This is a genomic window from Arthrobacter sp. YAF16 (genome assembly GCF_052113385.1).
Taxonomy (GTDB): domain Bacteria; phylum Actinomycetota; class Actinomycetes; order Actinomycetales; family Micrococcaceae; genus Arthrobacter.
In genome coordinates this window covers 1-24345 of record NZ_JBFRDC010000011.1, presented here as the reverse complement: position 1 = coordinate 24345, position 24345 = coordinate 1, and the positions used below count along the sequence as shown (strand labels likewise).

27 protein-coding genes are annotated in these 24345 nt (G+C 68.9%); 7 read left to right on the top strand and 20 right to left on the bottom strand.

Annotated elements, in window-relative coordinates:
* Window positions 1–56: 56 nt before the first annotated feature.
* From AB4Y91_RS15900 to AB4Y91_RS15870, 7 genes are all read right to left on the bottom strand, one after another.
* Entirely contained in the window at window positions 57–545 is a 489-nt protein-coding gene (locus tag AB4Y91_RS15900) for a hypothetical protein (RefSeq protein WP_441419394.1), read from the bottom strand.
* On the bottom strand, window positions 545–1303 hold the full coding sequence (dapB, locus tag AB4Y91_RS15895; RefSeq protein WP_441419393.1) for a 4-hydroxy-tetrahydrodipicolinate reductase: 759 nt from the start codon (window positions 1301–1303) through the stop codon (window positions 545–547). The genes AB4Y91_RS15900 and dapB overlap by 1 nt, the downstream gene beginning before the upstream one ends.
* A gap of 74 nt (window positions 1304–1377) precedes the next feature.
* Window positions 1378–1845 carry a molybdenum cofactor biosynthesis protein MoaE gene (locus AB4Y91_RS15890; protein ID WP_441419392.1) on the bottom strand — a complete coding sequence of 156 codons (468 nt, stop codon included), beginning with the start codon at window positions 1843–1845 and terminating at the stop codon, window positions 1378–1380.
* A complete protein-coding gene (locus AB4Y91_RS15885; protein ID WP_441419391.1) occupies window positions 1835–2347 on the bottom strand; it encodes a MogA/MoaB family molybdenum cofactor biosynthesis protein in 513 nt (170 codons plus the stop codon). The genes AB4Y91_RS15890 and AB4Y91_RS15885 overlap by 11 nt, the downstream gene beginning before the upstream one ends.
* Window positions 2344–2844, bottom strand: coding sequence for a cyclic pyranopterin monophosphate synthase MoaC (gene moaC, locus AB4Y91_RS15880; protein ID WP_441419390.1), 501 nt, complete (start codon window positions 2842–2844; stop codon window positions 2344–2346). Before moaC ends, AB4Y91_RS15885 begins: the two co-directional genes overlap by 4 nt.
* Complete coding sequence (locus AB4Y91_RS15875) at window positions 2832–4049, bottom strand: molybdopterin molybdotransferase MoeA (protein ID WP_441419389.1); 1218 nt, start codon at window positions 4047–4049, stop codon at window positions 2832–2834. The genes moaC and AB4Y91_RS15875 overlap by 13 nt, the downstream gene beginning before the upstream one ends.
* Window positions 4050–4075: 26 nt before the next feature.
* Window positions 4076–5674 carry a molybdopterin-dependent oxidoreductase gene (locus AB4Y91_RS15870; RefSeq protein ID WP_441419449.1) on the bottom strand — a complete coding sequence of 533 codons (1599 nt, stop codon included), beginning with the start codon at window positions 5672–5674 and terminating at the stop codon, window positions 4076–4078.
* Between the two features lie 149 nt (window positions 5675–5823).
* On the opposite strand from AB4Y91_RS15870, the gene moaA reads away from it, so the two are divergent.
* Both moaA and AB4Y91_RS15860 read left to right on the top strand, forming a co-directional pair.
* A complete protein-coding gene (gene moaA, locus AB4Y91_RS15865; RefSeq protein ID WP_441419388.1) occupies window positions 5824–6960 on the top strand; it encodes a GTP 3',8-cyclase MoaA in 1137 nt (378 codons plus the stop codon).
* Between the two features lie 7 nt (window positions 6961–6967).
* Window positions 6968–7234, top strand: coding sequence for a MoaD/ThiS family protein (locus AB4Y91_RS15860; RefSeq protein WP_441419387.1), 267 nt, complete (start codon window positions 6968–6970; stop codon window positions 7232–7234).
* Window positions 7235–7252: 18 nt separating this feature from the next.
* On the opposite strand, the gene AB4Y91_RS15855 is transcribed toward AB4Y91_RS15860, so the two are convergent.
* On the bottom strand, window positions 7253–8386 hold the full coding sequence (locus tag AB4Y91_RS15855; RefSeq protein ID WP_441419386.1) for a helix-turn-helix transcriptional regulator: 1134 nt from the start codon (window positions 8384–8386) through the stop codon (window positions 7253–7255).
* Window positions 8387–8557: 171 nt separating this feature from the next.
* Here AB4Y91_RS15855 and AB4Y91_RS15850 point away from each other — a divergent pair, with 171 nt between their 5' ends.
* On the top strand, window positions 8558–8839 hold the full coding sequence (locus AB4Y91_RS15850) for a hypothetical protein (protein ID WP_441419385.1): 282 nt from the start codon (window positions 8558–8560) through the stop codon (window positions 8837–8839).
* Window positions 8840–8890: 51 nt separating this feature from the next.
* On the opposite strand, the gene AB4Y91_RS15845 is transcribed toward AB4Y91_RS15850, so the two are convergent.
* The 3 genes from AB4Y91_RS15845 to AB4Y91_RS15835 are packed head-to-tail and all read right to left on the bottom strand — an operon-like array spanning window position 8891 to window position 11432.
* Complete coding sequence (locus tag AB4Y91_RS15845; protein ID WP_441419384.1) at window positions 8891–9796, bottom strand: alpha/beta hydrolase; 906 nt, start codon at window positions 9794–9796, stop codon at window positions 8891–8893.
* On the bottom strand, window positions 9793–10470 hold the full coding sequence (locus tag AB4Y91_RS15840; protein WP_441419383.1) for a TetR/AcrR family transcriptional regulator: 678 nt from the start codon (window positions 10468–10470) through the stop codon (window positions 9793–9795). The genes AB4Y91_RS15845 and AB4Y91_RS15840 overlap by 4 nt, the downstream gene beginning before the upstream one ends.
* On the bottom strand, window positions 10467–11432 hold the full coding sequence (locus tag AB4Y91_RS15835; RefSeq protein WP_441419448.1) for a class I adenylate-forming enzyme family protein: 966 nt from the start codon (window positions 11430–11432) through the stop codon (window positions 10467–10469). The genes AB4Y91_RS15840 and AB4Y91_RS15835 overlap by 4 nt, the downstream gene beginning before the upstream one ends.
* Window positions 11433–11791: 359 nt before the next feature.
* On the opposite strand from AB4Y91_RS15835, the gene AB4Y91_RS15830 reads away from it, so the two are divergent.
* Entirely contained in the window at window positions 11792–12277 is a 486-nt protein-coding gene (locus AB4Y91_RS15830) for a DUF1579 domain-containing protein (RefSeq protein WP_441419382.1), read from the top strand.
* 49 nt (window positions 12278–12326) lie between these two features.
* On the opposite strand, the gene AB4Y91_RS15825 is transcribed toward AB4Y91_RS15830, so the two are convergent.
* The 6 genes from AB4Y91_RS15825 to AB4Y91_RS15800 all read right to left on the bottom strand — a co-directional run bounded on the left by AB4Y91_RS15825 (window position 12327) and on the right by AB4Y91_RS15800 (window position 19894).
* Entirely contained in the window at window positions 12327–13670 is a 1344-nt protein-coding gene (locus tag AB4Y91_RS15825; RefSeq protein ID WP_441419381.1) for a M16 family metallopeptidase, read from the bottom strand.
* A gap of 122 nt (window positions 13671–13792) precedes the next feature.
* Entirely contained in the window at window positions 13793–16042 is a 2250-nt protein-coding gene (locus tag AB4Y91_RS15820) for a polyribonucleotide nucleotidyltransferase (protein ID WP_441419447.1), read from the bottom strand.
* A gap of 243 nt (window positions 16043–16285) precedes the next feature.
* The gene (rpsO, locus tag AB4Y91_RS15815; RefSeq protein ID WP_290258342.1) at window positions 16286–16555 is read right to left on the bottom strand and encodes a 30S ribosomal protein S15; all 270 of its coding nucleotides are present in this window, start codon (window positions 16553–16555) and stop codon (window positions 16286–16288) included.
* A 194-nt stretch (window positions 16556–16749) separates the two neighbouring features.
* The gene (locus tag AB4Y91_RS15810; protein WP_441419380.1) at window positions 16750–18006 is read right to left on the bottom strand and encodes a kynureninase; all 1257 of its coding nucleotides are present in this window, start codon (window positions 18004–18006) and stop codon (window positions 16750–16752) included.
* Window positions 18003–18857: a tryptophan 2,3-dioxygenase gene (kynA, locus tag AB4Y91_RS15805; RefSeq protein WP_441419379.1), complete on the bottom strand. Its 855-nt coding sequence runs from the start codon at window positions 18855–18857 to the stop codon at window positions 18003–18005. The genes AB4Y91_RS15810 and kynA overlap by 4 nt, the downstream gene beginning before the upstream one ends.
* 29 nt (window positions 18858–18886) lie before the next feature.
* Window positions 18887–19894, bottom strand: coding sequence for a bifunctional riboflavin kinase/FAD synthetase (locus AB4Y91_RS15800; protein WP_441419378.1), 1008 nt, complete (start codon window positions 19892–19894; stop codon window positions 18887–18889).
* A 236-nt stretch (window positions 19895–20130) separates the two neighbouring features.
* Between AB4Y91_RS15800 and AB4Y91_RS15795 the strand changes: the two genes are divergently transcribed.
* Window positions 20131–20916, top strand: coding sequence for a DUF937 domain-containing protein (locus AB4Y91_RS15795; RefSeq protein ID WP_441419377.1), 786 nt, complete (start codon window positions 20131–20133; stop codon window positions 20914–20916).
* A 43-nt stretch (window positions 20917–20959) separates the two neighbouring features.
* On the opposite strand, the gene AB4Y91_RS15790 is transcribed toward AB4Y91_RS15795, so the two are convergent.
* Window positions 20960–21541 carry an adenylate kinase gene (locus AB4Y91_RS15790; RefSeq protein WP_441419376.1) on the bottom strand — a complete coding sequence of 194 codons (582 nt, stop codon included), beginning with the start codon at window positions 21539–21541 and terminating at the stop codon, window positions 20960–20962.
* Between the two features lie 14 nt (window positions 21542–21555).
* Between AB4Y91_RS15790 and AB4Y91_RS15785 the strand changes: the two genes are divergently transcribed.
* On the top strand, window positions 21556–21981 hold the full coding sequence (locus AB4Y91_RS15785; RefSeq protein WP_441419375.1) for a GNAT family N-acetyltransferase: 426 nt from the start codon (window positions 21556–21558) through the stop codon (window positions 21979–21981).
* Between the two features lie 91 nt (window positions 21982–22072).
* Entirely contained in the window at window positions 22073–22522 is a 450-nt protein-coding gene (locus AB4Y91_RS15780; protein WP_441419374.1) for a hypothetical protein, read from the top strand.
* An 8-nt stretch (window positions 22523–22530) separates the two neighbouring features.
* On the opposite strand, the gene AB4Y91_RS15775 is transcribed toward AB4Y91_RS15780, so the two are convergent.
* Window positions 22531–23286: a class I SAM-dependent methyltransferase gene (locus AB4Y91_RS15775; RefSeq protein WP_441419373.1), complete on the bottom strand. Its 756-nt coding sequence runs from the start codon at window positions 23284–23286 to the stop codon at window positions 22531–22533.
* Between the two features lie 345 nt (window positions 23287–23631).
* Window positions 23632–24345, bottom strand: a 714-nt coding sequence (locus AB4Y91_RS15770) for an HNH endonuclease (protein WP_441419372.1), incomplete at its 5' end; no start/stop codon positions are given.

The window sequence follows — 24345 nt, the reverse complement described above, 5'->3', positions numbered from 1 at the left end:
AAACGGCTAGCCGCCGTCGTCCGCCGGCCGATAGCGACCCGCCAAGGTCCGCCCGGCTAGGCGCCGGTGTCCGGTGACCCGGCGCGGAAGAGGCGGACGGCGTCGCGCATCGAGGCGCGGGCGCGCTTGCGGTCCCCCGCGGCGTCGTAGGCGCAGCTGAGCCGGAACCAGGAGCGCCAGTCCCCCGGGGCGGCCTCGGCTTCCGCCCGGTATTTCTCGAACTCCAGATCCGCCGCCTCGCGGATGATCCGGCCGGCAGGCGTGCGCGGCAGGGTGTCCTCCGGCAGGCCGCCTTCGGCTTCCAGGATCTTGGCCAGCCGCTCGGTCCGGGCCCCGAACAAGAGCTCCCGTACCAGCGCCCAGGCCCCGACGATCGGCAGCAGCAGATAGGCCAGACCGAGGGCCTTCGCCACCATGTTCGAATCGGAAAGCAGCAGCACCGAGCGCTGCAGGGACACCACCAGGTAGAACACCAGCAGGAGCGTCACCGCGCCCACCCAGATCTTGGTGCGGTTGGCTTTGAAGGACGCCAGGAGGGTGGCCATCAGAGGCCCAGATCCAGGTAGCCGTCCAGGCCTACGGTGAGCCCCGGGTGCGCCGCGACGTTGCGCACCCCCAGCAGGACGCCGGGCATGAAGGAGGCACGGTCGAAGGAGTCGTGGCGGAAGGTCAACTGCTCCCCCGGCCCGCCCAGCAGGACCTCCTGGTGCGCCACGAGGCCGCGCAGCCGGACGCTGTGGACGCGGACGCCGTCGACCTCGCAGCCGCGCGCGCCAGGGCGTTCGCTGGTGGTGGCATCGGGGCTGGACGCGACGCCGGCGCCGGCGCGCTCGGCGGCGATCAGCTGGGCGGTGCGGACGGCGGTGCCGGAGGGGGCGTCCACCTTCTCCGGGTGGTGCAGTTCAATGATTTCAACCGATTCGAAATAGCGGGATGCCTTCGCGGCGAACGCGGACGCCAGGACCGAGCCGAGGGCGAAGTTCGGGGCGATGAGGACGCCAACGCCGGGCTGGCCCGCGAGGTTCGCTTCCAGCCGTGCCAGCCGTTCCGCGTCCCAGCCGGTGGTGCCGACCACGGCGTGCATACCGTGTTCGACGGCGAAGCGGACGTTCGCTTCGGTGCTCTCGGGCACGGTCAGGTCGATCACGATGCGGGCGCCGGAGTCCACCAGGGCGTCGAGGGAGTCACCGCGGCCCAGGGCAGCGACTAGCTTCAAGTCTTCGGCGGTTTCCACGGCTTTGACAGCCTCGGCGCCCATGCGCCCGTTGGCGCCCAGGACGGCGACGGCGAGTTGTTCGGTCATGGCATCAACCCTACCGCCGTGGCGCTTCCCGGCTGGAACCGGGACCCGTGCATTACCCGCCCCGCCCGCGGCTCCTACCCCCCCGCGCCGACCCACTCGACAGTGCCGTCGGCGAAGAATTGTTCCTTCCAGATCGGAACCTGCTCCTTGATCCGGTCCACCAGTTCGGCGCAGACCGCGAAGGCTTGTCCGCGGTGCGCCGCGGAGACGGCGCAGACCAGGGCGGGATCGCCGATCTCCAGCGGGCCGGTCCGGTGCGCGGCCCAGATCCGGACCGGCTGGCCCGGCTGGCCCGCCCCGGCCGCCGACTGCTCGGCGACGAGTTGCGCGACGACGTCGGCCAGCACCTGGTGTGCCGTGGGATGGGCGCTGTAGCTGAGCCGCTGCACGGGCTTGCCGCCGTCGTGGTTGCGGACGACGCCGCTGAAGCTCACCACGGCTCCGGCCGTGTCCGATTCGACCGCCGCGATGGCCTGGTCCACCGAGATGGGCTCGGCGCTGAGGACGGCGTGCACGATTTCAAAGGCGGATTCAGTGTCCATGGCTGCCTTCCAGCTGGTCGCAGAGGTGTCCGATGATCGGGTCCAGCACGCCCAGGCCGTCCATGACGCCCTTCGGGGATCCGGGGAGGTTGACGATGAAGGTGCTGCCGGCGGCGCCGGCGTGGCCGCGGCTCAGCATGGCAGTCGGCGTCTTGGCCGTGCCCGCGCTCCGCAGACCTTCCATGATGCCGGGGATCTCCCGGTCCAGCAGCGGCAACGTCTGTTCCGGGGTGGCGTCGGTGGGGCTGAGGCCGGTGCCCCCGCTGGTGATGATGACGGCGGGGTGCTGGGTCAGCAGCGCCCGCAGGGCTGCACCGACGGGCTCGCCGTCGGGAACTACCAGCGCGGGAAACGTCTCGAAGCCGTGTTCGGTCAGCCAGTCGACGATGACGGGGCCGGTGAGATCTTCATAGACCCCGGCCGCGGCGCGGGTGGAGGCGATCACGATGCCGGCCTTCCGGCCGGTGGCTTCGCCGTGGCGGTGCGGTTCGGTGCTGCTCACAGTGTCCAGTCCCCGCTCTTGCCGCCGCTTTTGGCCAGCACCTTGATGTCCGTCAGGACTGCATGCTTGTCCACGGCCTTGATCATGTCGTACACGCTCAGGGCCGCCACGGAGACAGCGGTGAGGGCTTCCATCTCCACCCCGGTCACACCGCGGGTCTTGACCGTGGCGAACACGGTGACGGACTCGGCTGCGAGCTCAAAATCGACGGTCACCTTGGTGATCGGCAGCGGGTGGCAGAGCGGAATCAGGTCCGGGGTCTTCTTGGCAGCCAGGATTCCGGCGACCCGCGCGACGGCCAGCGCATCCCCCTTGGGCAATTCACCTGCACCGAGCAGGGCCAGGACCTCCGCGGTGCTGTTGACCGTGGCGGTGGCGGTGGCCTCCCGCGTGGTCTCGGCCTTGTTGGACACGTCGACCATCTGCGCGGTGCCGTCCTGCCGGAGATGGGTCAGCACGGGCTTGTCTGGGGTATCTGCTTCGTTCACAGCATCCATACTTCCACCTCGTCGCCCTCAGCGAGCGCCGCGGTTCCCACCGGAAGCTGAACGAGGGCATTGGAGTGTGCCAGGGCGTGCACCAGATGGGATCCCGCGCCGCCTTCCAAGCGGACGGTGCCGTCCGCGCCGAGGGTGCCACGCCGGACCTGGTGCTTGGACTCGGGGGAAGTCAGTGCTTCGGCCAGCCGGGCCCGGACCACGGTCCGCGGCGCCGGCGAGCCGAACAGTTCGGCCAGCACGGGCCGCAGGAACATTTCGAAGGAGACGAGGCAGCTCACCGGGTTCCCCGGGAAGCCGAGGACCGGCACGCCCTCGAAGGTGCCGATGCCCTGCGGGCCGCCCGGCTGCATTGCCACGCCGCCGAACTCGACGTCGTGGCCCGCCAGTGCCTGCCGGACCACCTCGTACGCTCCCTTGCTGACTCCCCCGGTGGTAATGATCAGATCCACCTCGGCCGCGTGCCGGCGCAGCAGGGATGCCAGCTCCTCGGGGTTGTCGGCGGAGATGCCGGTGCGGGTGACGTGGAGGCCGGCCTGGCGGAGGGCGGACTCGAGCAAGGTGCCGTTCGCGTCGTAGATCTTGCCGGGCTGCAGCGGGTTGCCCGGTTCCACCACCTCATCGCCGGTCGTCACCAGCAAGACCCTCGGAACGGCGTGCACCGGCACCTGGCTCAGGCCCAACGCGGCCAGCAGTCCCAGCTGGCCGGGGCCCAGGAAGGTTCCGGCGGCCAGGGCTGGCTGCCCGGCGGCAATGTCGCGGCCGGCGTCGCGGACGAAGGTGCCCGCCGGGGTCGCGGGCAGGCGGACGGTGGCGGCTTCCCCGGGGGCGGGGAAGGAATCCGGAACGGCCTGCTCAATGGGCACGACGGCGTCTGCCCCGGCCGGGATCATGGCTCCGGTCATGATGGGCGCGGCTGTGCCGGGGGCCAGTCCGGCGGGCTGTGCGCCGGCCGGGACGGGATCCGCGACGCGCAGTTCGGCGCCGCCGTCGGGCACGTCGGCGCTGCGGATGGCAAAGCCGTCCATCTGCGAGTTGGCGAACGGCGGGAGGTCCAGCGGGGCAGTGATCCCGAGGGCCAGTCCGCGGCCCAGCGCCTCCCGGAGCGGCACGGTGTCGACGCGGGCGGAGAGCGGCGCCAGCAGCGCCCGGACCTTGTCCCGGTGGGCTTCCACGGTTACGGGCCTGTTGGCGGTGCGGCGCATACGTTGTTGACCTTTGGCTCGGCTGGCTAGGACTTCACGTCCACTGTAACGGTGTGGTAGCCGGTGGCCCCGCTGGGCGCCACCGGGGCGCGCTCCTCCGCCTGCGGGACGCCGTCGAGGTCGGTGGCGCGGACCTGCACCTCGTACTGTCCCGGGCCCAGCGGCAGGGAGAGCTTCCACTGGCGCCAGGTGTCTGTGGAGATCGCGGGTGCCAGTTCGGCCTGCTTCCACTCACCACGGTTCACCCGCACTTCCACCTTGCCGATGCCGCGGTGCTGGGCCCAGGCCACGCCGCCGAAGTCCACCGTCCCCGCGTTCACGCTCCGGCCGGCCCGCGGCACGTCGATCCGCGACGATGTCTTGATCGGTCCGCGCTCGCTCCAGCCCCGCGGGGTCCAGTAGGCGACGTCGTCCGCGAACCGGGTGATCTTCAGTTCGGTGACCCACTTGGTCGCCGAGACGTAGCCGTAGAGCCCCGGCACGACGAGTCGGACCGGGAAGCCGTGCTCGAGCGGCAGCGGCTCCCCGTTCATGCCCACCGCCAGCAGTGCGTCCCGGGTGTCCGTGAGCACCTCCAGCGGCGTGCCGGCGGTCCAGCCGTCCGCGCTGCGGGAGAGCACCATGTCCGCTCCCGGTTTCGGCCCGGCCTGCGCCAGCAGTTCCCGGACCGGCCAGCCGAGCCAGCGCGCGTTGCCGATCAGGTCACCGCCCACCTCGTTGGAGACGCAGGCGATGGTGATGTACCGCTCGGTCAGGGGCTTGGCCAGCAGGGTGTCGAAGTCCAGCTCGATCTCGTGGTCCACGAGGCCGGTGACTTTGAGCTTCCATTCGTGCGGATCCACGAGCGGGACACGCAGGGCGGTGTCGATCCGGTAGAAGTCCTTGTTCGGGGTGACCAGGGGGTCCAGTCCCGCCAGGGACAGCTCGGCTCCGGCGGGTATCGGCTGCGCACGGGACGCCGGGCCGGGCAGGACCAGCCTGCCGCGCAGCTCCACGACGGCCGCCGCCGCGCCGCGCAACGTAGACGCAAGCACCCCGCCCACGCCCGCGATCGCCGCCGTAACCGCAAGGGACTGCAGGAAGCGGCGGCGGGCAGGGCGGCCGGCCGGTTCGCGCCTGGTGACCTCGGCCGGTTCGCCATCTGCGGGGCCTTCCGCTGCGGGGCCTTCCGCTGCGGGGCCTTCCGCTGCGGGGCCGGCGTCGAACCAGTCTTTGAGCCGGCGGATCAGCCAGCGCAGCAGCACCATGCCCAGCACGGCGGCCAGCAGCGGGACGGGAACGGCATTGGCGCTCCCCTCGGCCCGGGTCAGCACGGCCGCGACGCCCACCAGGCCGAAGACGGCGATCACGGCCAGCCCGGCGAAGCGGCGGCGCCATTCCAGCACCCCGGCCAGTGCGGCCAGCGCCGCGATCACCAGCGCCATCCCGCCGAGCAATGCCAGCTTGTCGGCCGTGCCGAAGAGCGAGATGGCCCAGTCCTTGACGCCCGGCGGGACGGCGTCGATCACCGCGCCGCCGACCGCCGTGACCGGCGAAACCGAGGGGCTGAGCAGCCCGGCCGCGAGTTCGCCCAGGACGACGCCGGCCCCGACGGCGGCCACCCCGGCAGCGGCGGCCCACCACAGGGTGCGCCGCGGGGCGGGCTGCGGCGTTCCGCTGGGGGCCGAAGATGGAACGGCCTGGGACGTGTTCACGCTTCCAGCATAAGTTCGCAGGCGTCAGTTCGTTGGCTCCGGGGCGTGATGCCTGGCCCGCAGTGGCGTAGCCTGACTTTATGAGTGTTCAGCTTGGCATGCCCCAGCCCCGTGCGGAAAGCGGCCCCGGCCCGAACGTACCGGCGCCGCAGCCGGCCGGGCGCCCGGCCGGAATGGCTCCCGGGCTGGTGGACCGGTACGGCCGCCGCGCCACCGACATGCGGCTCTCGCTGACGGACAAATGCAACCTCCGCTGCAGCTACTGCATGCCGGCCGAAGGCCTCGAATGGCTGTCCAAGCAGGCTGTCATGACGGCGGAGGAAATCGTGCGGATTGTGCGGATCGGCGTCGAACAGCTGGGGGTCCGCGAACTCCGGCTCACCGGAGGCGAACCGCTGGTCAGGGCGGACTTGCTGGACATCATTTCGGCCCTTCGCCAGGCGCACCCGGACCTGCCGATCTCGATGACCACGAACGCCGTCGGGCTGGACAAGAAGGCCGCCGGGCTGAAGGCAGCCGGGCTGACCCGGATCAACGTCTCCCTGGACTCGCTGCACGAGGAAACCTTCACCCAGCTGACCCGGCGTCCTTTCCTGGGCCGAGTCCTCGCCGGTGTCGACGCCGCCTGGGCCGCCGGACTGGGGCCCGTGAAGCTCAACGCCGTGCTGATGCGCGGCATCAACGACGCCGAGTCCCCCGCGCTGCTCGCTTGGGCCCTGGGCCGCGGCTACGAACTGCGGTTCATCGAACAGATGCCGCTCGACGCCGACCACGGCTGGACCCGCCGGAACATGATCACGGCCGCGGAGATCCGGGACCTGCTCTCCGTCGACTACGTGCTCAGCGCCGATCCGCGGGAGCGCGACGGTGCCCCGGCCGAGCGATTCGAAGTCCGCGCCCGCGTGCCGGGCACGGACCAGGCCACCGGCCCGGTGCTGGGCACCGTGGGGATCATCGCCTCGGTCACCGAACCGTTCTGCGCGGACTGCCGCCGCACCCGGATCACCGCGGAGGGCAAGATCATGAGCTGCCTCTTCTCCCGCGAGGAGACCGACCTGCTGGGGCTGCTGCGCGGCGGTGCCAGCGACGCACAGCTCGCCGAGCGCTGGCAGGATGCCATGTGGCTCAAGCCCAAGGCCCACGGCATGGACCACGTCGGACTGGACGCCCCGGACTTCGTCCAGCCGGACCGCAGCATGAGCGCCATCGGAGGCTGAACCACCCGTGAACGTACGCTACTTCGCTGCCGCGCGCGCTGCCGCCGGCATGGACGAGGAAAAGTTCGAGCTGCCCGACGGCGCCACGCTGGCCACCCTGGTCGAGGCGGTCCTCGCTGTCGAACGCCCAGAGCCGCCCGCCGGCACGCCGCCGCTGGCACGCATCCTCTCCCGCTCCAGCTTCCTGCTCAACGAGGTGGCTGTCCGTAATACTGCCGCCGTCCTGGGCCCGGACGACGTCGTCGACGTGCTGCCGCCCTTCGCCGGCGGCTAGGCGCGCCCCACCTGGTCATCACTGTCCGTCAGCTGCTGCCGCAGCCGGAGGCGACACGGCCGCCGCTCCAAGGGCCAGCCCTAGCAGGGCGCCCCGGCTCCGTACACCGCAGGCCAAGAAGAGTGCCTTGAAAAGGTCCTGCACGGTATAGGGGCGGATCTGCAGTGCGGCTGCCAGCTCGGAGGTACTGAGGCCGCCCGCGGAGAGCCCCAGCAACCGGTGCTGCTGCGGCGTCAGGGCAAAGCAGCGCGCGAACGCTTCCAGCCGGTCCGCCGCCGGGCATTCCTGGATGGTCACCGCGAGCGAAGGCGTTGCCCCCGTCCCGGGGTCCATCCGGGTGGAGCGCAAAAGAGCCCAGCCGCCGCGCCCCACCGGTACGCGGGACATCGCCGGGTGGTCGTCCACTCCGGCTTCCTCCGCCAGGAGTTGGGCGGCGACATTCAGGACCTCGGCGGGGATCCCTTCGTAGGGCCGGGGCCCGCGCTGCAGCAGCCCCAGCCAGTCGGCGGCCGAAGCCGTCTGGCCCCGCACGGCGAGCCGCTCGTCGAGGACGAGCACGGCCTGGGGCGGCAAGGGCTTAGCGACGCCCGCCCGGGCCGCGGCACCGACGTCGACGCCCTGCCGCCATTGTGCCGCCCGGCTCCGCCGCAGGCCTGCTGCCACCAGCGGAGCCGCCGTGGCCAGGAAATCGGTCTCCGGCTCGGAAAACGCGCCTTCATCGTCGCCACGCCACAAGTCGAGCCAGCCCCAGCACCCTTGTTTATCGGCGAATACCACGGACAGCACGTCCGTCACGCCGTAGCGCCTCAGTAGCCCATTCCAGAGCCGGCTCCGCGCCGGCTGCCCTCCCGTGGCCAGCAGCAGGGTCGTCGCCGGCCGGCGCTGACGCATTAAGGAGGTCCAGCGGGCATCCGCCGTCAGGTATTTAAGCCGGATCAGTTCGGGCAGTTCTTCCGGGCAGGGAATCCTGGCCATCGGCGAGATAGCGGTGGCCGACTCCGGGTCTGCCAAGGGCCACGCATAGGCGCTGAATGGCACAGTCCTTCCGAGTTCAGCCAGTAATCCCCGGCGCAGCTCATGGTCATCCAGCACGTCCCGGCAGAGGTTGCCGATGCGTTCCAGACTCCGGCTCAGCGCCCAACTGGTGGTCATGACATCAGTATGTACCTTGGGCATCGCCTTCTGAATCGACCGGCTCAAGGGCGCTCCGGACCCCGGCGCGGCCCTGGCGGCCTCCCAGATATCTGGGATACCGCGGGCCGGCCCGCGGCTCCTACCGTGGAATATCCCGCAGCCACAGAAGAGACGTTAGGAGGACTCGAGATGTACACCTTGCAGATTGAGCACAAGATCAAGGATTTCGACCTGTGGAAGACAGCGTTCGACCGTGACCCCGTCAACCGTGCGGAGTCGGGGGTTACCGCGCACCGCATCAGCCGGCCGGTGGACGATCCGCATTATGTAGTGGTGGAGCTCGACTTCGGGCAGCGGGTCCAGGCGGAAGCCCTGCTGGCCAAGCTACAGGATCGTGTCTGGAATTCGCCCGCCGCGGCCCCGGCACTGCAGGGGACTCCGACAACCCGGATCCTCGAGTCCGCCGGCTGAGGAGCGGTGCCGCCCGGCACCGGCAACGCCAGGCGCCGTCCACAGGCTCCCTCAACTGCCGGCCAGGGCCTCCCGCACGCTTTCGGCCACGGCCGCGGCGCCCGCCTCGCCCATCACGATCGTGTAATGGTTGACATCCGGCACCTCCCGGACCCGCAGGGACGGCAGCTTCGCGGCCCAGTCGTCCAGGTAGCCGGGCGCGTAAAGGGCGGCCGGCTCGTTCAGCAGCCCGCGCGGCGCCCGGAGGACCACGGTGTCCACGGCGAGTTCGTCCAGCGCCTTGAGCAGCGAGGCGCCCCGGTGCAGTTCCGCGGTGTCCTCGGCCATCGCCTGATAGCGCGTGGCGGGCCGCAGTTCCGGCTCCTCGCCGGTGAGGTCGTAGTCAACGTAGGCTTCCACGAGCGGCCCCCAGCCGGCGCTGAACGCCGGGTGCTGCCGCCAGAAGGAGCGGTACACCTCGCGGCTAGGGAACGTGGCGTTGAGGCGCTCGGCAGCCGGGCCGAGCACCGAGGAGATGAGCTGCTCGTCGGAAATCCCCTCCGGGACCTGGAGCGGCAGTCCGCCGTCCACCAGCACCAGGGAGCGGACGCGCTCCGGGAACAGGTTCGCCAGGACGAGCGAGGCGAAGGCGCCCATCGAATGCCCCACGACGACGACCGGCCCCGGGGCCAGCGCCACCAGCACCGCGGCGAGGTCCTCCGCGTGCGAGGGCATCCCGTACGGGGCGGGAAGAGCATTGCTGCGGCCGCGTCCGCGCAGGTCCGGGGCGATGATCCGGACGTCGGGCAGCGCCTCGGCCAGGTACGGCCAGGCCTTGTGCGAGGCGGTGACCCCATGGACGGCGAGGATGGTCGGGGCGTCGGGTTCGTCCGGGCCCCAGATGGCGGTGTGCAGCGCGCCGCCGCGGACCTCCACTTCGGCGGTGCGGTACGTGTCCTTGCTGGCTGTCTGGGTCATGGGGCTGTCCCTTCCTGGGGCGGTGTGGGGTTCGCGGCCGTTCCTGGCGCGGAACCGGGCGAGGGCGCAAGGGCCCGTTCGATGAACTGCATCATCTCCTCGAAGACTTCTTCGGGTACGTCGGGCCGGGCGCCGGTGGCGGGTTCGGCACCCTCCTCGTCCCAAAGGACCCAGCGCATGCCGATCAGCTCACCGATGCCCATCAGGGCCCAGGCCGCGACGGTGGGGTCCATCTCCCGGACCTCGCCGCTGAGCTGGGCCGCCTTCAGGCCCTCGATGTAGCCGTTCACGACCCGGGTGTAGTGCAGACGCAGCGCGCCGGGCGAGACGAACTCGGCCTGCCGGATGATCCGGTACAGGGCGGGGTGCTGCGCGGTGAAGCGGAAGAAGGCCCGGAAGCCGGCCCGTTCCGCCTCGAGCCGGGTACCTGCGCTCTTGGCCGCATCGGTCATGGCGTGCCGGACGCGCCGGTTCAGGTCCTCGACCACTTCGTCGAAGATGGCCTGTTTGCCGTCAAAGTACAGGTAAAACGTGCCGAGGCCGACGCCTGCCGCCTCCGTGATCTTGACGATCGAGGCTTCGTGGTAGCCCACGGAGGCGAAGACGGACTCCGCGGCCTCGAGCAGCTTGGCCCGGGTACGGGTGCCGCGGGCGGTGCGCGGCGCGGCGCTCATGCCCGTCCCCCTGCCGCGGAGCCGCGACCGGCCAGGTCCTGGCGCAGCTTGGCGCGGAGTACCTTGTTCAGTGCGGTGCGTGGCAGCGCTGGGACCAGCTCGATCCGGGCCGGGACCTTGAAGCGGGCCAGCTGGGAGGCGCAGTGTTCCAGCAGCTCCTGCTCGTCGGTGGCCATCCCGGGACGGACCACGACGAAGCCCATGCCGCTTTCGCCCCAGCGTGCGTCCTCCACCCCGACGACGGCGGCCTGCGCCACCGCCGGGTGGCCCAGCAGGGCGGCCTCGACCTCGGCCGGGGCCACGTTCTCGCCGCCGGAGATGTAGATGTCCTTGAGCCGGTCCACGACTTTGATGTACCCCTCGGCGTCGCGCTCCACCAGGTCGCCGGTGCGCAGCCAGCCGCCGGCGAGGACGGCAGCCGTGGCGGCGGGATCGCGGAAGTAGCCGGCAAATACGCCCGGGCCCCCGACCAGCAGCTCGCCGCTGGCGGCGCCGTCGAGGATTTCTCCGGTGACCGGGTCCGCCACGGCGACGGCGACGTGCGGATACGGCTTGCCGGAGTAGCCCACCATCCGTTCGGCGTCCTCGTTCGGCAGGCACAGCACATTGGGCGAGGCCTCCGTCAGGCCGTAGCCCTGGCTCAGGGCCACTCCCCGGCGGTGCCAGATCCGCAGCAGCGGCGCCGGCATCGGCGCCCCGCCCACCACGGCGTGGCGCAGGCTGCCGAGTTCGGCCCGGGCAAAGTCCGGGTGTTCGGCCAGCATCAGGTACTGGGTGGGGACACCCATCAGCATGGTCACGCCCCGCTCGGCGATGAGCTGCAGCACGCGGCCCGGATCGAACCCGCGTTCCAGCACCACGGTGGCGCCGACCCACCACGCCAGCAGCGGCTGGATGTTCCAGCCGCTCACGTGGAACTGCGGGAGCACGGCCAGCACCACGTCATTGCTGCCCATGTCCAGGGTCCGTGAGAGCGAGAGGTTCCTTTCGTTGAGAATCCGCGGAATCTCAGCAGGAGATCCGACAGGAGGTAGCAGCTGAACCTGAAAGGTGATTCAGATTACGGCAAACCTATGACGCGGCTCACACCATGTCAATGGGATTCGGGGCAGCCCCGGTAACGAAACGGCAACTTTCCGGCGCCGCGTGCGTCAACGGCCCTCCCGCAGAAGGGTGCGGAACATCCGCCACTCCCCCGGATCCGGAGCGGGACCGTCGAGCCCTCCCCCGGATCCCAATCGGGTCCGATCCTTTACAGCCGCGGGGCACGGCGTGATGATGGTGGCGGGGCCAGCCGAAGCGAAGCCCAGTCGGAGGAAGCATGGATCGACCGCTGCCAGGCAGCGCACACGAGGCCCTTGAGGCATTCCTGGGGCAATGGAGCGGCACCACCCAGTGGGAAGCCACCGCCTGGGGTCCCGCCCGGGCCGCCGCGGCCGAGGTCGTTTTCGCCCGCGCCGCAGCCGGCCTGGCTGTGACCATGAGCTACCGCCATACCGGCGCCGACGGCGCCAAGACCGAGGGCGTCGGGGTGTTCACCATGGACCCCGACCATCCCGATACGCTTTGGTACCACGTCAACAGCATGGGCCTGCCCCCGGAGGCGCCCGCCCGGGCCAGCTGGCACGACGGCACCCTGACCATCGAACGGCGCAGCGACCGCGGTACCGCCCGGCACACCCTGCGGGTTGAGAACGGCCAGCTGACGCACTCCGCCGGGCTGCGGCTAGGGAGCGCGAGCGACTTCAGCCCTTTCATGACCACGGTGTGCCGCCGCGTCCCGGAGCCCGCGCCCGTCGCCGCCTGAGCTGCGGGAGGACCGGCAATTACCCCTCCCGAGCTGCGGGAGGACCGGCTTAGAGGCCGAACGTCTCGGTTTCCTCGAAGGGACCTACCACGGTGACGGTCCGCGGGGCGGCCGCGAGTTCGCGCGCCAGCTCCTGGACCTCGGCCGCGGTGACGGCTTTGATCTGCCGCAGGGTCTCGTCGATGTCCTGGTACTCGCCGGAGACCAGTTCGGCGCGGCCCAGCCGGGACATCCGCGAACCGGTGTCTTCCAGGGCCAGGACGATGCCACCGCTGAGCTGGCCGACGGCCTTGCGGAGTTCCTCTTCGGAGATGCCGCCCTCGGCCAGTTTGTCCAGCTCGGCGCCGAGGAGCTCCAGGACTTGCCGGACCTTTGACGGCGTGCACCCGGCGTACATGCCGAAGTAGCCGGCGTCGGCGTAGGAGGAGGCGAAGGAGTAGGTCGAGTACACCAGGCCGCGCTTCTCGCGGACCTCCTGGAACAGCCGCGATGACATGCCGCCGCCCAGCACGGCGTTGAGCACGCTCATCACGAAGCGCCGGTCATCGGTGGCTACCAGGGACGGGCAGCCCATGATGATGTTGGCCTGTTCCACCGGGCGCTTGACCACGTGCAATCCCGCGGTGCCGGTGATCGAGGCGCGTTCGGTGGAGCGGCGCTGCACGGGGGCGGCGTCGTGTTCGAGTTCCCAGCCGGCAGAGTGCAAAGCGTGCACCACGAGTTCGCAGACGACGTCGTGGTCCAGTCCCCCGGCGGCGGTGATGACCAGCTCATCCGGTCGGTAGTAACGGCGGTAGTGGTCCCAGACCGAGTCGCGGGCAACGGCGCGGATGGCATCCGGCGTGCCGCCGATCGGGCGGCCGAGCGGGTGCGTGCCGAGGACCGCGGCGACGAAGTGTTCGTGCGCGACGTCGGTGGGATCGTCGCTGTCCATGGCGATTTCCTCAAGGATGACGTCGCGCTCCTGCTCCATCTCCTGCGGGTCCAGCACGGCGCCGGTGATCATGTCCGCGATGACGTCGATGGCCATCGGAAGGTCCGTGTCCAGCACCCGGGCGAAGTAGCAGGTGCTCTCCTTGGCGGTGGCGGCGTTCGATTCCCCGCCCACCTCGTCGAAGGCGGAGGCGATTTCCAGCGCGGTGCGCCGCTTGGTGCCCTTGAACAGCAGGTGCTCCAGGAAGTGGGTGGAGCCGTGCTGCCCGGGGGCCTCATCACGCGAGCCGACGCCGACCCAGAAACCGATGGTCGCGGAGCGCTGCCCCGGCATTGCCTCGGTCAGCACCCGGACGCCGCCGGGCAGTACCGACCGACGCACCTGCGAGCCGCCGTCGGCTCCGTGGATGAGGGTGTCAGCGTGCTGGTTCTGCTCAAGCGGCAGGGGAACGACAGTCATTAAGGCCTTTCAATAAAACCGTCACGGGAAACGTGCCAAATCTGCCTGCAATCCTACCTGCCTTTAACGGCAGCGGGGCCGGTGGACGAATCCACCGGCCCCGCTGCTTGGGTCAGGAAAGACTACTCTGCGGACTCCTCGGAGACCTCAGTGTTGGCAGCGTCCGCAGACCCTTCCTCATCGGCCACGACGGGCGAGAGGGAGAGCTTTCCGCGGTCGTCGATCTTGGTGATTTCCACCTGGATCTTCTGTCCAACGGAAACAACGTCTTCGACGTTGTCCACGCGCTTGCCGCCGGCGATCTTGCGCAGCTCGGAGATGTGCAGCAGACCGTCCTTGCCCGGGGTCAGGGAAACGAAGGCGCCGAAGGTCGTGGTCTTGACGACCGTGCCCAGGTAACGCTCGCCGATTTCCGGGACCTGCGGGTTGGCGATGGCGTTGATCGCGGACCGTGCTGCATCGGCAGACGGGCCGTTCGTGGCGCCAATGTAGACAGTTCCGTCGTCCTCGATCGAGATGTCGGCTCCGGTGTCTTCCTGGATCTGGTTGATCATCTTGCCCTTCGGGCCGATGACCTCGCCGATCTTGTCTACCGGGATCTTGACCGCGATGACGCGCGGCGCGAACTCGGAGAGCTCGTCCGGGGTGTCGATCGCGGAGTTCAGCACGTCCAGGATGTGCAGGCGGGCCTCGCGGGCCTGCTTCAGGGCGGCGGCCAGGACCGACGCCGGGATACCGTCGAGCTTGGTGTCCAGCTGGATGGCCGTGACGAACTCGGAGGTACCGGCAACCTTGAAGTCCATGTCGCCGAAGGCATCTTCGGCGCCGAGGATATCGGTCAGGGCTGCGTAGCGGGTCTGGCCGTCAACCTGGTCGGAGACCAGGCCCATGGCGATACCGGCAACGGCGGCCTTCAGCGGCACGCCTGCGTTCAGCAGGGACAGCGTGGAGGCGCAGACGGAACCCATCGACGTCGAACCGTTGGAGCTGAGAGCCTCAGATACCTGGCGGATCGCGTAGGGGAATTCCTCGCGGGAGGGCAGGACCGGCATGATGGCGCGCTCTGCGAGGGCACCGTGGCCGATTTCGCGGCGCTTCGGCGAACCGACGCGGCCGGTCTCGCCGGTGGAGTACGGCGGGAAGTTGTAGTTGTGCATGTAGCGCTTGCGCGTCACGGGAGACAGCGAGTCGATCTGCTGTTCCATCTTGAGCATGTTCAGCGTGGTGACACCCATGATCTGGGTCTCGCCGCGTTCGAAGATGGCCGAGCCGTGGACGCGGGGCAGGACCTCGACCTCGGCGGTGAGCTGGCGGATGTCCGTCAGGCCGCGGCCGTCGATGCGGATCTGGTCCTTGAGGATGCGCTGGCGCACGACCTGCTTGGTGACGGAGCGGAAGGCTGCGGACAGTTCCTTCTCGCGGCCTTCGAACTGGCCGGCCAGGGAAGAGGTGACCTCGTCCTTCAGCTCGTCGGAGGCGGTGTCGCGCTCCTGCTTGTCGGCGATCTGGAAGACAGCGGCCAGCTTCTCGGCGGCAGCGGACTCGACGGCGGCGTAGACGTCGTCCTGGTAGTCCAGGAAGACCGGGAACTCGACGGTCGGCTTGGCGGCGCGGGCTGCCAGGTCGGACTGCGCTTCGCAGAGAGCCTTGATGAACGGCTTGGCGGCCTCGAGGCCCTCGGAAACAACCTCTTCGGTCGGGGCGGTGGCGCCCTGTTCCTTGATCAGGTTCCAGGAGTTGTCCGTGGCTTCGGCTTCGACCATCATGATCGCAACGTCGTCGCCCGCGATGCGGCCGGCAACAACCATGTTGAAGACGGCGTTCTCCAGCTGCGAGTGCTTCGGGAAGGCAACCCACTGCGAGCCGTGCTCGTCGGCGACGAGGGCAACGCGGACGCCGCCGATCGGGCCGGAGAAGGGCAGGCCGGAGAGCTGGGTGGACATCGAGGACGCGTTGATAGCGACGACGTCGTACAGCTCGTCCGGGTTGATGGACAGCACGGTGACGACGATCTGGACCTCGTTGCGGAGGCCCTTCACGAACGCGGGGCGCAGCGGGCGGTCCATCAGGCGGCAGGCCAGGATGGCTTCCGTCGAGGGACGGCCTTCGCGGCGGAAGAACGAGCCCGGGATGCGGCCCGCGGCGTACATGCGCTCTTCGACGTCGACGGTCAGCGGGAAGAAGTCAAAACCTTCGCGCGGGTGCTTGCCGGCGGTAGTTGCGGACAGCAGCGCGGTCTCTTCATCGATGTAGACCATTGCTGCGCCGGCTGCCTGCTTGGCAAGACGGCCGGTTTCAAAGCGGATAACCCGCTTGCCGAAGCGGCCATTGTCAATGACGGCTTCTGAGAACTGGATTTCGGGACCCTCCAAGAGAGTCACCTCCGTTTCTTGATTTACGGAGTCCAGCCGCATCAACCCAGTCCAGCATCTGTCTACTGGACTGCACTGCACCCGGTCATCGATCGAGACCCACGGGCCAAGGCTTCAGTCCTTGAAGCCGTTCCCGGAGATCACTACCGAGGACCGCGAATGCGTGATGCGGTTGATCCTCCTGTTGAGTTTTTTTGCAGAAGGCGGCCCCTTCCGATGGAAAGGGCCGCCCCCTAGAGCTGACTAGCGGCGCAGGCCGAGGCGCTCGATGAGCGCACGGTAGCGGTTGATGTCAGTGTTCTTGAGGTAGGTGAGCATGCGCTTGCGACGACCAACCATGGCCAGCAGACCGCGCTGGGTGTGGTAATCGTGCTTGTGCACCTTCATGTGCTCCGTCAGATCCTTGATCCGCTGGGTCAGGACTGCAACCTGGACCTCCGGCGAGCCGGTGTCGCCCTCGGACGTTGCGAAATCCTTCATGATGGACTGCTTTACAGCGGCTTCAAGTGCCACGTTAACTCCTAGAGATGTGCCGTGAGGCCCGAATCAGTAATTCACTGCCGGGTGTGCCGCGCCGGAAATCCCCGCCCTTGGGAAGGCTTCCACAGCACAACAAGAGCCAGCCGCCACGGACTGCAGCCGGATCCAACGTTTAGTTTACTGGCACGCCGTCGAAGTTGTCTAAACAGTCCGCGGGCCGTCCACCGTTACTCGGAGTCTGCCAGCAGCCCGCGGATCGCCGCGACGCCCCGGTACAGCTCGGCGAACGAGGTGCTCAGCGGCGACAGACCGATCCGGATGCCCTGCGGTGCACGGAAGTCGGGGATCACGTCCTGCTCCCACAGCACCGCCGTCATCTCCCGGAAGGCCGGGTGGTCCACGGTGATGTGGCTGCCGCGCAGCTCCGGGTCCCGCGGAGTTGCCAGCCGCACGCCGGCCGGTTCCAGCCAGGCGTCATGGAGTTCGACGGCGAACGCGGTCAGCAGCCGGGACTTCTCCCGCACGGCGGCCATGCCGACTTCCTCGAGCAGGTCCAGCGTGCCGCGCATGGCGAGCATGCCGAAGACGGCCGGGGTGCCGCTGAGGAAACCCCGGATGCCGGCAGCGGCCTCATAGCCGGGCCCCATTTCGAAGGCGTCCTTGCGCCCCATCCAGCCCCAGATCGGCTGCTGCAGCCCGGGCAGGTGCCGGGCGTTGACGTAGGCGAACGCGGGCGAGCCGGGTCCCCCGTTCAGGTATTTGTAGGTGCAACCCGCTCCGAAGTCCACGTCCGCGGCGTCCAGGCCGATCTCCACCGAACCGGCGGAGTGGCACAGGTCCCACACGACAAGCGCGCCGGCGTCGTGCACGGCGGCGGTAATGCCCGGAAGGTCCGCGAGGAATCCGGAGCGGTAGGCGATCTGGCTCAGGACCACGACGGCCGTGGCCGGGCCGGTGGCGGCGCGCACCTGCTCCACGGTCACGCCGGAGGCCGGGTCCGCCTCGATCCAGCGCAGGGTGAGGCCCTCCTCGCGCGCGATGCCTTCGACGAGGTAGCGGTCGGTCGGGAAGTTGTCCGTATCCAGCACGATCTCGGTGCGGCTGGGGTCGGTGACGGCGGCCAGCGCGGCGCGGATCAGCTTGTAGAGCACCACCGTGGTGGAATCCGCGATGATGGTCTGCCCAGGGGCGGCGCCGAGCACGGCGCGGCCGAGCTGGTCTCCGATTGCTTGCGGGAGCTCCAGCCATTCCTCGTCCCAGCCGCGGATCAGGCGCCCGCCCCAGCTGTCCTGGATGAAGCTGCTGATGTCCGTGACGGTCCGTTTGAGCGGACGGCCCAGTGAGTTGCCGTCGAGATAGGACAGCTCCGAGTCGGTGCCGAGGAAGTGCTCGCGGTAGGAGGCAAGGGGATCCGCGGCGTCGAGGTCGAGCGCGCGCTGCCAGAGAGCATCGGTGCCGGACTGGGCCGCCGGTTCGGCGCTCACTGGCCGATCTCCGTGCGGACCGCGAACAGCTCGGGGAAGAAGGTCAGTTCGAGGGCTTTTTGCAGGAACGCGGCGCCGCTGGATCCGCCGGTGCCGGCCTTCATGCCGATGGTGCGCTGCACGGTGCGCAGGTGCCGGAAGCGCCAGAGCTGGAAATTGTCTTCCAGGTCCACGAGTTCTTCGCAGGCTTCGTAGGCGCCCCAGTTGCTCGCGGCGTTTTCGTAGATGTACTTGAACACCGGGACGAGCTCGGGGCAGAACTCGTGGGCCTGGCTCACGTCCCGGTTGAGCACCGAGGCCGGCACGTCGAAGCCCTGGCGCTTGAGGTAGGCGAGGAAGTCGTCGTAGATGCTCGGGGCTTCGAGGAGTTCCTGGAGCATCAGGTGGGCTTCGGGGTCTGATTCGAACACCGGCAACATTTTGCGGTTCTTGTTGCCGAGCAGGAATTCCACCGCCCGGTACTGGCTGGACTGGAACCCGGACGAGTTGCCGAGGAAGCCGCGGAACTGGGAGTACTCGGTGGGTGTGAGCGTGGCCAGCACGGACCACTGCTCGGTCAGGGTTTTCTGGATGTGTTTGACCCGGGCGATCGCCTTGAGCGCGGAGCCGAGGTCGTCCGCCCGCAGCCAGGCGGCCGCGCTGCGGAGTTCGTGCAGCACGAGCTTGAGCCACAGTTCCGTGGTCTGGTGCTGGATGATGAACAGCATCTCGTCGTGGTGCTCCGGCTCGCTGACCGGCTGCTGGGCACTGAGCAGCGTCGGCAACTGCAGGTACGAGGCGTAGCTCATCCGGGCGCTGAAGTCGCGGACTATGTCCTTGTCCAGCTCCCGCGTGTTCTTCTCAATCGTCACGTCTTGCCTTCCTTGCCAAACGGGGCGCGCTAGCCGGTGAAAAGGATGTCGTGCGCCTGCACGACGTCCAGCCGCATCTGCTCAACCAGCGCCTCAGGGCCACGGTACGCGACCATGCCGCGCAAACGGGCCACGAACTCGACCACCACTGTCTGGCCGTACAGATCGAAGTCCTCGACGGCCTCTTCCGGGCGGTCGATCACGTGCGCCTCGACCTGCCGGCTAACGCCGTCGAAGGTCGGGTTGGAGCCCACGGAAATGGCGGCGGGCCACCGCGTGCCGGCCTGGTCCACGAGCCAGCCGGCGTAAATGCCGTCCGCGGGGATGTAGCCGCTGGCATCGGAGGAGAGGTTGGCCGTAGGGAAACCGAGGTCGCGGCCTCGAGCTGCCCCGTGGACCACCTCGCCGCGCATCCGGTGCGGCCGGCCCAGGACGGCGGCGGCGGTGGCGACGTCGCCCTCCCGCAGCGCTTCCCGGACCCAGGTGGAGGAACAACGGCGGTCGCTCGCGCCGCCGTCGTCGTGTCCGCCGCCGTGGTGTCCGTGCAACGGGTAGCCTTCGGAACCGAACTCGCTGATGACCTGGACCTCGAAGCCGAGCTTCTCCCCCAGTTCCTTCATGGTGTCCAGGTCCCCGGAGTTGCCGCGGCCGAAGCGGGCGTCGTGGCCGATCACCACGTGGCTGGCCTTGAGCGCATCGACCAGCACGGAGGAGACGAACTCTTCCGGCGTGAGGCTGGCCAGTTCGAGCGAGTACTTCATCACAAGGACGGCGTCGAGGCCCACCTCGCCGAGGGCGACGAGCTTGTCCTCCAGGCCCATGATCAGCTCGGGGGCGGATTCGGGGCGATGGACCTGCGCCGGGTGCGGGTCAAAGGTGATGGCGACGGCGCGGGCATGGTTCAGGCGGGCGGTACGGATGAGCTGCGAGAGCACCTGCTGGTGGCCGCGGTGCACGCCGTCGAAGTTGCCGAACGTGACCACGGACGGGCCGAAGTCCGCCGGGACTTCGGACGGATCGTTCCAGATGTGGACCATCTACCTCGCCTTTTGCTGCCTGCCATTGACTCCTCCGGAGGGTTGGGACCGGCTCCGGAACTCTCTAAGATTACCCGCTATCGCCCCGGTTCCTGGACGGCACCCGGGGCTCCGGCGGACGCCTTTCCGCCTCCCCCGCCCCGGGCTACGATGCAAGGGCACCAGTTCGGCCACGGCAACGCTGCCGGCGCCGCCAACAATGTCCGCGGCCCGGCCCGCGGCTGAAGGAGAACGCCATGACTGAGCTTCAGGACATCCTCGGGCAGATCCCGGTAGACCAAATTGCCGGCATGCTCGGGACTGACCGGCAGACCGCCCAGGCCGCGGTGGAGGCTGCCGTGCCCACGCTCCTCGCCGGACTGCATAACAACGCACAGGCTCCGGAGGGCGCGGCCTCGCTGGAGTCCGCGCTCGGCCAGCACCGCGACGGGCTGGTCGACGGCGGCGTCGATGCGGCGCAGGTGGACACTGCCGACGGCGAAAAGATCGTCAACCATGTTTTTGGCGGCCGGCAGGACCAGGTCGCCAACCAGCTGGCGGGAACCGCGCAGCTCGGCGGCATGGGCGGGGACCTGGTCCGCAAGCTCCTGCCGCTGCTCGCGCCGATCGTCATGTCCTACCTCGCCAACAAGGTCCTGGGCGGTCGCGGCCAGGCCGGCGGCGGAACCGGGGCCGGAGCCGGAGGCATTGACCTGGGCGGCATCCTCGGTGGAATTCTCGGCGGCGGCGGGGGCGCAGCCGGCGGCGGCCTGGGCGACATCCTCGGGGGCATGCTTGGCGGCGGGCAGCAGCGGACGGCCAATGAAGCTGTAGCCCCGGACGCCGGCAATGCCGCCGAGCCCGAGCTCCAGCCGCAGGCTGTCCCGCAGGTCCAGCCGTCCGGCAGTGAGCCGCGACCGGGTGAGCTGATCGACATTGACCTCCCGGGCCAGCCTCAGGAAGAGGCGCCGCAGGACGCTGAGCCCCGGAAGAACGACGGCGGCCTCGGCGGACTGTTGGGCGGACTGTTCGGGAAGAAATAGCGTCCGCTGACGCTGGATTGGGCCTCCAGGAGCGGGGCTGGCACTACCCGGCTGGGTGCGGGCCTGCTGTCGGGAGCCCTTGGAGCCACGCCTCGAGTTCCCGCGGATGGCGGAAGATGCGGACCTCGGCGGTGCCAGGGTTGCTCTCCAGTTCGCGCATGACCCGTCGCTTGCGGCTGAACGAGCGGAAATGCCACCCGATGATCGAGTCCAGGGCGAACAGGCGGCCGAACGTTTCCCGGTTCCCGTTGCAGACTTCCTCTCGGGCGATGACCCGGCGAAAGGAGCGGCGGAGCAGCCGGAGCAGCGAAAGCCAGCGCGGATAGTCCAGTCCGACAATCAGCTCCGCTCGCGGCACAACAAGGTCACGCCACACTCCATAGGCGCTGTCCAGGACCCACTCATCCTGGCCGGCGATGCGCGCCGCGAGCTCCCGCTGCACGGCGGTGTCCGGCTGCCGCCAGCCCGGAAGCCAGCCAATGTCGTCGTCGGCAGAGAACTCCGGGAGCCCCGTTCTCGCCGCATAGGCACGGGCGGCGGAGGACTTCCCGCTCCCGGTGACGCCGTAGAAGAGGACTCGCGAGGGGGCAGCGGTTGGATTCCGGGGGTGCACGAAGTTCAGCATGCCACACTGGTGCGATGCCCCAGTTCTCTATCTCCGCCAGCGCCGACGTGACCGACGCCGAGGCGCTGGCGCTTTATGAATCCGTCGGGTGGGCCGCCTACTCCCGGGACCTGGGACTGCTCGTGCGGGCCATCCGGAATTCTTCGTTTGTGGTCACTGCCCGGAGTGTCGGAGGGGAACTGGTTGGGCTTGCCCGGGCCGTCTCCGACGATGCGACCATCTGCTACTTGCAGGACATCCTCGTGGACCCGGCGTTCCAAGGAACCGGTGTGGGAAGGACGCTGCTGGAAGCCGTCCAGGCGCGGTACGGGCACGTCCGGCAGACGGTCCTCCTCACCGACAACGAGCCGGGCCAGCGAGCCTTCTACGAAGCCCTGGGTTTCACCGAAGGCGCTGACTTCAGCCCTGAGCCGTTGCGGGTTTTCGCGTTGATCCGCTAGCACCGGTCTGCGGCTATTGCCCCTTGCCGTCGCGGCGCTTGGGAGAACGCTTTTCATGGACTGCACTCCCGGTGGCGGCTAAGGTTCGAGCATGCGGAGACTGGCGGGGACAGCGACGATCGGCGTCGTGTTGGGCGTGCTGCTTTGCGGGTGTTGGCTGGTGCCTGTCACCCGCACGGACGCCTGCGTTGACTGGGTCCGCTTCCAGACCATGCAACAACGCTTCGACCACGCCGGCGCGGTCCTGGTCGGCACGCCCCTCCAGAGAGACGGTGAGATCCGGATCTACGGTTACCAGGCCAATGTCCACGTGGTGGAAGTGGAGAAAGTGCTCAAAGGCAGCCTGGGCAAGGGCCCGGTCCGTATCGCGTCCATGCCGGTGACTTGCGGAAAGTCCTATCCCGACGGCGACCCGCTCGACGTCGGCGGCCGGCATCTCTTCTTCCTGACCGAGCAAAACGACGGTTGGTTTACGATGACGCCGGACCAGGGCACTGTCCCGTTCCCGCCGGGCACCCCGATCCCCTTCAAGACCGGCTGAGCGGTCCTTCAGGGTGAAGTAAGCCGGTACACCGAGACGTGGCTGCGGGATTCTCCGGTGAACTCGCTGCCATCCCAGTCCGCCCACCTGGATTCCAACTCGAACCCGGCCAGCCGGGCCATGAGATCCAGCTCGCTGGGCCAGACGTACCGGTGCGGCGTCCGTCCGATCCGCGCCTCCTGACCGTCCGCTAGCTCCGGGGCGAACCGCACATGGTGCGAGATGACGTGCTGATTCAGCACATCGTAGGTATCGACTAGGAGATACCCGGGCTCGCTCTCTTCAACCGTCCCACCGTGGCCGGGCGACAGTGAGCGGAGTTGTGGCACCCAGAGCTCTATGACGAAGCGCCCGCCAGGCGCAAGATGACGCGCAGCGTTCTGGAAACAGCGCACCTGATCGTCCTGCGTCAAGAGGTTGGCGATGGTGTTGAACACCAGGAATGCAAGCGAGAAGTTCTCCCCCGCCAATGCCTCGGTCATGTCGCCCTGAACGACGGGAATGTTGCGTTCGCTGGCCTTCTCACGCAAACGGGAGATCATCGCGTGGGACAGTTCGATACCGCTGACTTGAACCCCCGCTTCCGAAAGCGGAATCGCAACCCGGCCCGTGCCAATGGCAAATTCGATGGCCGGACCGTCACCCGCGAGCTCCGACAGGACCTCTACCGTGGGGCCGAGAACCTCGGGCGCGAACATTCCCTCTCCAGGCGTGTCGTACTTCCTCGCGGTCTCGTCGTCCCAGAGCTGTTGCTGGTTAATCATCCCGTCACTATCGCATCTGCTGTGCGGTTCCTCTAGCGACCGATGCCGCCTCCGTGGCCCAACGTCCGGTCCACAGCCCCGGGCCGCAGGTCTTCGGCCGTCGGCCTTCCCTCTCGGACTTCGGTCTCGGGTCGTCCGTCTCGGGTCGTCGGTCTCGGGTCGTCGGTCTCGGAGCCCAGGCGGCATGACACCTTCGCTGCAGTCACGGCCGGACGCGGCGGCCCTGCTGGGCTCCCCTATCGTGTGACCGTTCGGATTCCGGTCGGCCGGGTACGCCGTTCAGCAACTCCGGGTGCGTGGTTCAGCTACTCCGGGTGCGCCGTTCAGCAACTCCGGGTGCGCCGTTCAGCTTCTGAAGTAGTGGTTTCTTCGGGGTGTTTGGCGTGGGTCGAGGTGGGGTGGCGGGATGAACCACGGGATCCCGGCACGGATCTGGATGGTCCATTGTTCTTTGTGGGTCAGGTGGTGATGGTGGGAGCAGAGGAGCGTTCCGTTGTCGGTGGATGTGGTGCCGCCTGTGGACCAGTAGTTAATGTGGTGGGCTTCGCACCAGGGTGCGGGGATGGTGCAGCCGGGGAAGGCGCAGCCCTGGTCGCGGGCGGTGATGGCTTTGCGGAGGTGGGGCGGGAAGATCCGGCTGGTGCGGCCGATGTCCAGGATCCGGCCCTGGGCTCCGAGCAGGACGGGGATGATGTCCGCGTCGCAGGCGATTTTGCGGATGGTCGCGGCGGTGACGGGGCCGGTGAAGGCCAGCGTCCCGGTGCCGGTGAACCCGAGCGATCCCGCCCCGGGGCCGTGTCCGGTGGCTCCGACCCGGCCGAACTGGCCCGGTCCGGTGGTTCCGGCCCGCTCGAACTGGCCGGTGGCGCTGACCTGGCCGGCCCCGTCGGCGGCCGTGCCGGTGTCTCGTTGGAGGCGTTCGAGGAGGTCGCGGTAATCGATGGTGACCATGACCTGGGGCCGGAGCCCTCCGGTGGCGGGCAGTGCGCCGGAAGCCAGGGCCACTTTGCAGGCGCCGACCAGGCCGTCGAGGGATTTCTGCGGCCTCGACCGCCGGTC

Excerpts from the sequence above, each read along its gene's own strand:
- AB4Y91_RS15825 (WP_441419381.1), bottom strand. The coding sequence starts at position 13,670 with ATGACTGTCGTTCCCCTGCCGCTTGAGCAGAACCAGCACGCTGACACC.
- moaC (WP_441419390.1), bottom strand. The coding sequence starts at position 2,844 with ATGGATGCTGTGAACGAAGCAGATACCCCAGACAAGCCCGTGCTGACC.
- AB4Y91_RS15790 (WP_441419376.1), bottom strand. The coding sequence starts at position 21,541 with ATGCTGAACTTCGTGCACCCCCGGAATCCAACCGCTGCCCCCTCGCGA.
- moaA (WP_441419388.1), top strand. The coding sequence starts at position 5,824 with ATGAGTGTTCAGCTTGGCATGCCCCAGCCCCGTGCGGAAAGCGGCCCC.
- AB4Y91_RS15780 (WP_441419374.1), top strand. The coding sequence starts at position 22,073 with ATGCGGAGACTGGCGGGGACAGCGACGATCGGCGTCGTGTTGGGCGTG.
- AB4Y91_RS15830 (WP_441419382.1), top strand. The coding sequence starts at position 11,792 with ATGGATCGACCGCTGCCAGGCAGCGCACACGAGGCCCTTGAGGCATTC.
- AB4Y91_RS15845 (WP_441419384.1), bottom strand. The coding sequence starts at position 9,796 with ATGACCCAGACAGCCAGCAAGGACACGTACCGCACCGCCGAAGTGGAG.
- AB4Y91_RS15875 (WP_441419389.1), bottom strand. The coding sequence starts at position 4,049 with ATGCGCCGCACCGCCAACAGGCCCGTAACCGTGGAAGCCCACCGGGAC.
- AB4Y91_RS15800 (WP_441419378.1), bottom strand. The coding sequence starts at position 19,894 with ATGGTCCACATCTGGAACGATCCGTCCGAAGTCCCGGCGGACTTCGGC.
- AB4Y91_RS15775 (WP_441419373.1), bottom strand. The coding sequence starts at position 23,286 with ATGATTAACCAGCAACAGCTCTGGGACGACGAGACCGCGAGGAAGTAC.
- AB4Y91_RS15890 (WP_441419392.1), bottom strand. The coding sequence starts at position 1,845 with ATGGACACTGAATCCGCCTTTGAAATCGTGCACGCCGTCCTCAGCGCC.
- AB4Y91_RS15855 (WP_441419386.1), bottom strand. The coding sequence starts at position 8,386 with ATGACCACCAGTTGGGCGCTGAGCCGGAGTCTGGAACGCATCGGCAAC.
- AB4Y91_RS15900 (WP_441419394.1), bottom strand. The coding sequence starts at position 545 with ATGGCCACCCTCCTGGCGTCCTTCAAAGCCAACCGCACCAAGATCTGG.
- dapB (WP_441419393.1), bottom strand. The coding sequence starts at position 1,303 with ATGACCGAACAACTCGCCGTCGCCGTCCTGGGCGCCAACGGGCGCATG.
- AB4Y91_RS15785 (WP_441419375.1), top strand. The coding sequence starts at position 21,556 with ATGCCCCAGTTCTCTATCTCCGCCAGCGCCGACGTGACCGACGCCGAG.
- AB4Y91_RS15795 (WP_441419377.1), top strand. The coding sequence starts at position 20,131 with ATGACTGAGCTTCAGGACATCCTCGGGCAGATCCCGGTAGACCAAATT.
- AB4Y91_RS15840 (WP_441419383.1), bottom strand. The coding sequence starts at position 10,470 with ATGAGCGCCGCGCCGCGCACCGCCCGCGGCACCCGTACCCGGGCCAAG.
- AB4Y91_RS15850 (WP_441419385.1), top strand. The coding sequence starts at position 8,558 with ATGTACACCTTGCAGATTGAGCACAAGATCAAGGATTTCGACCTGTGG.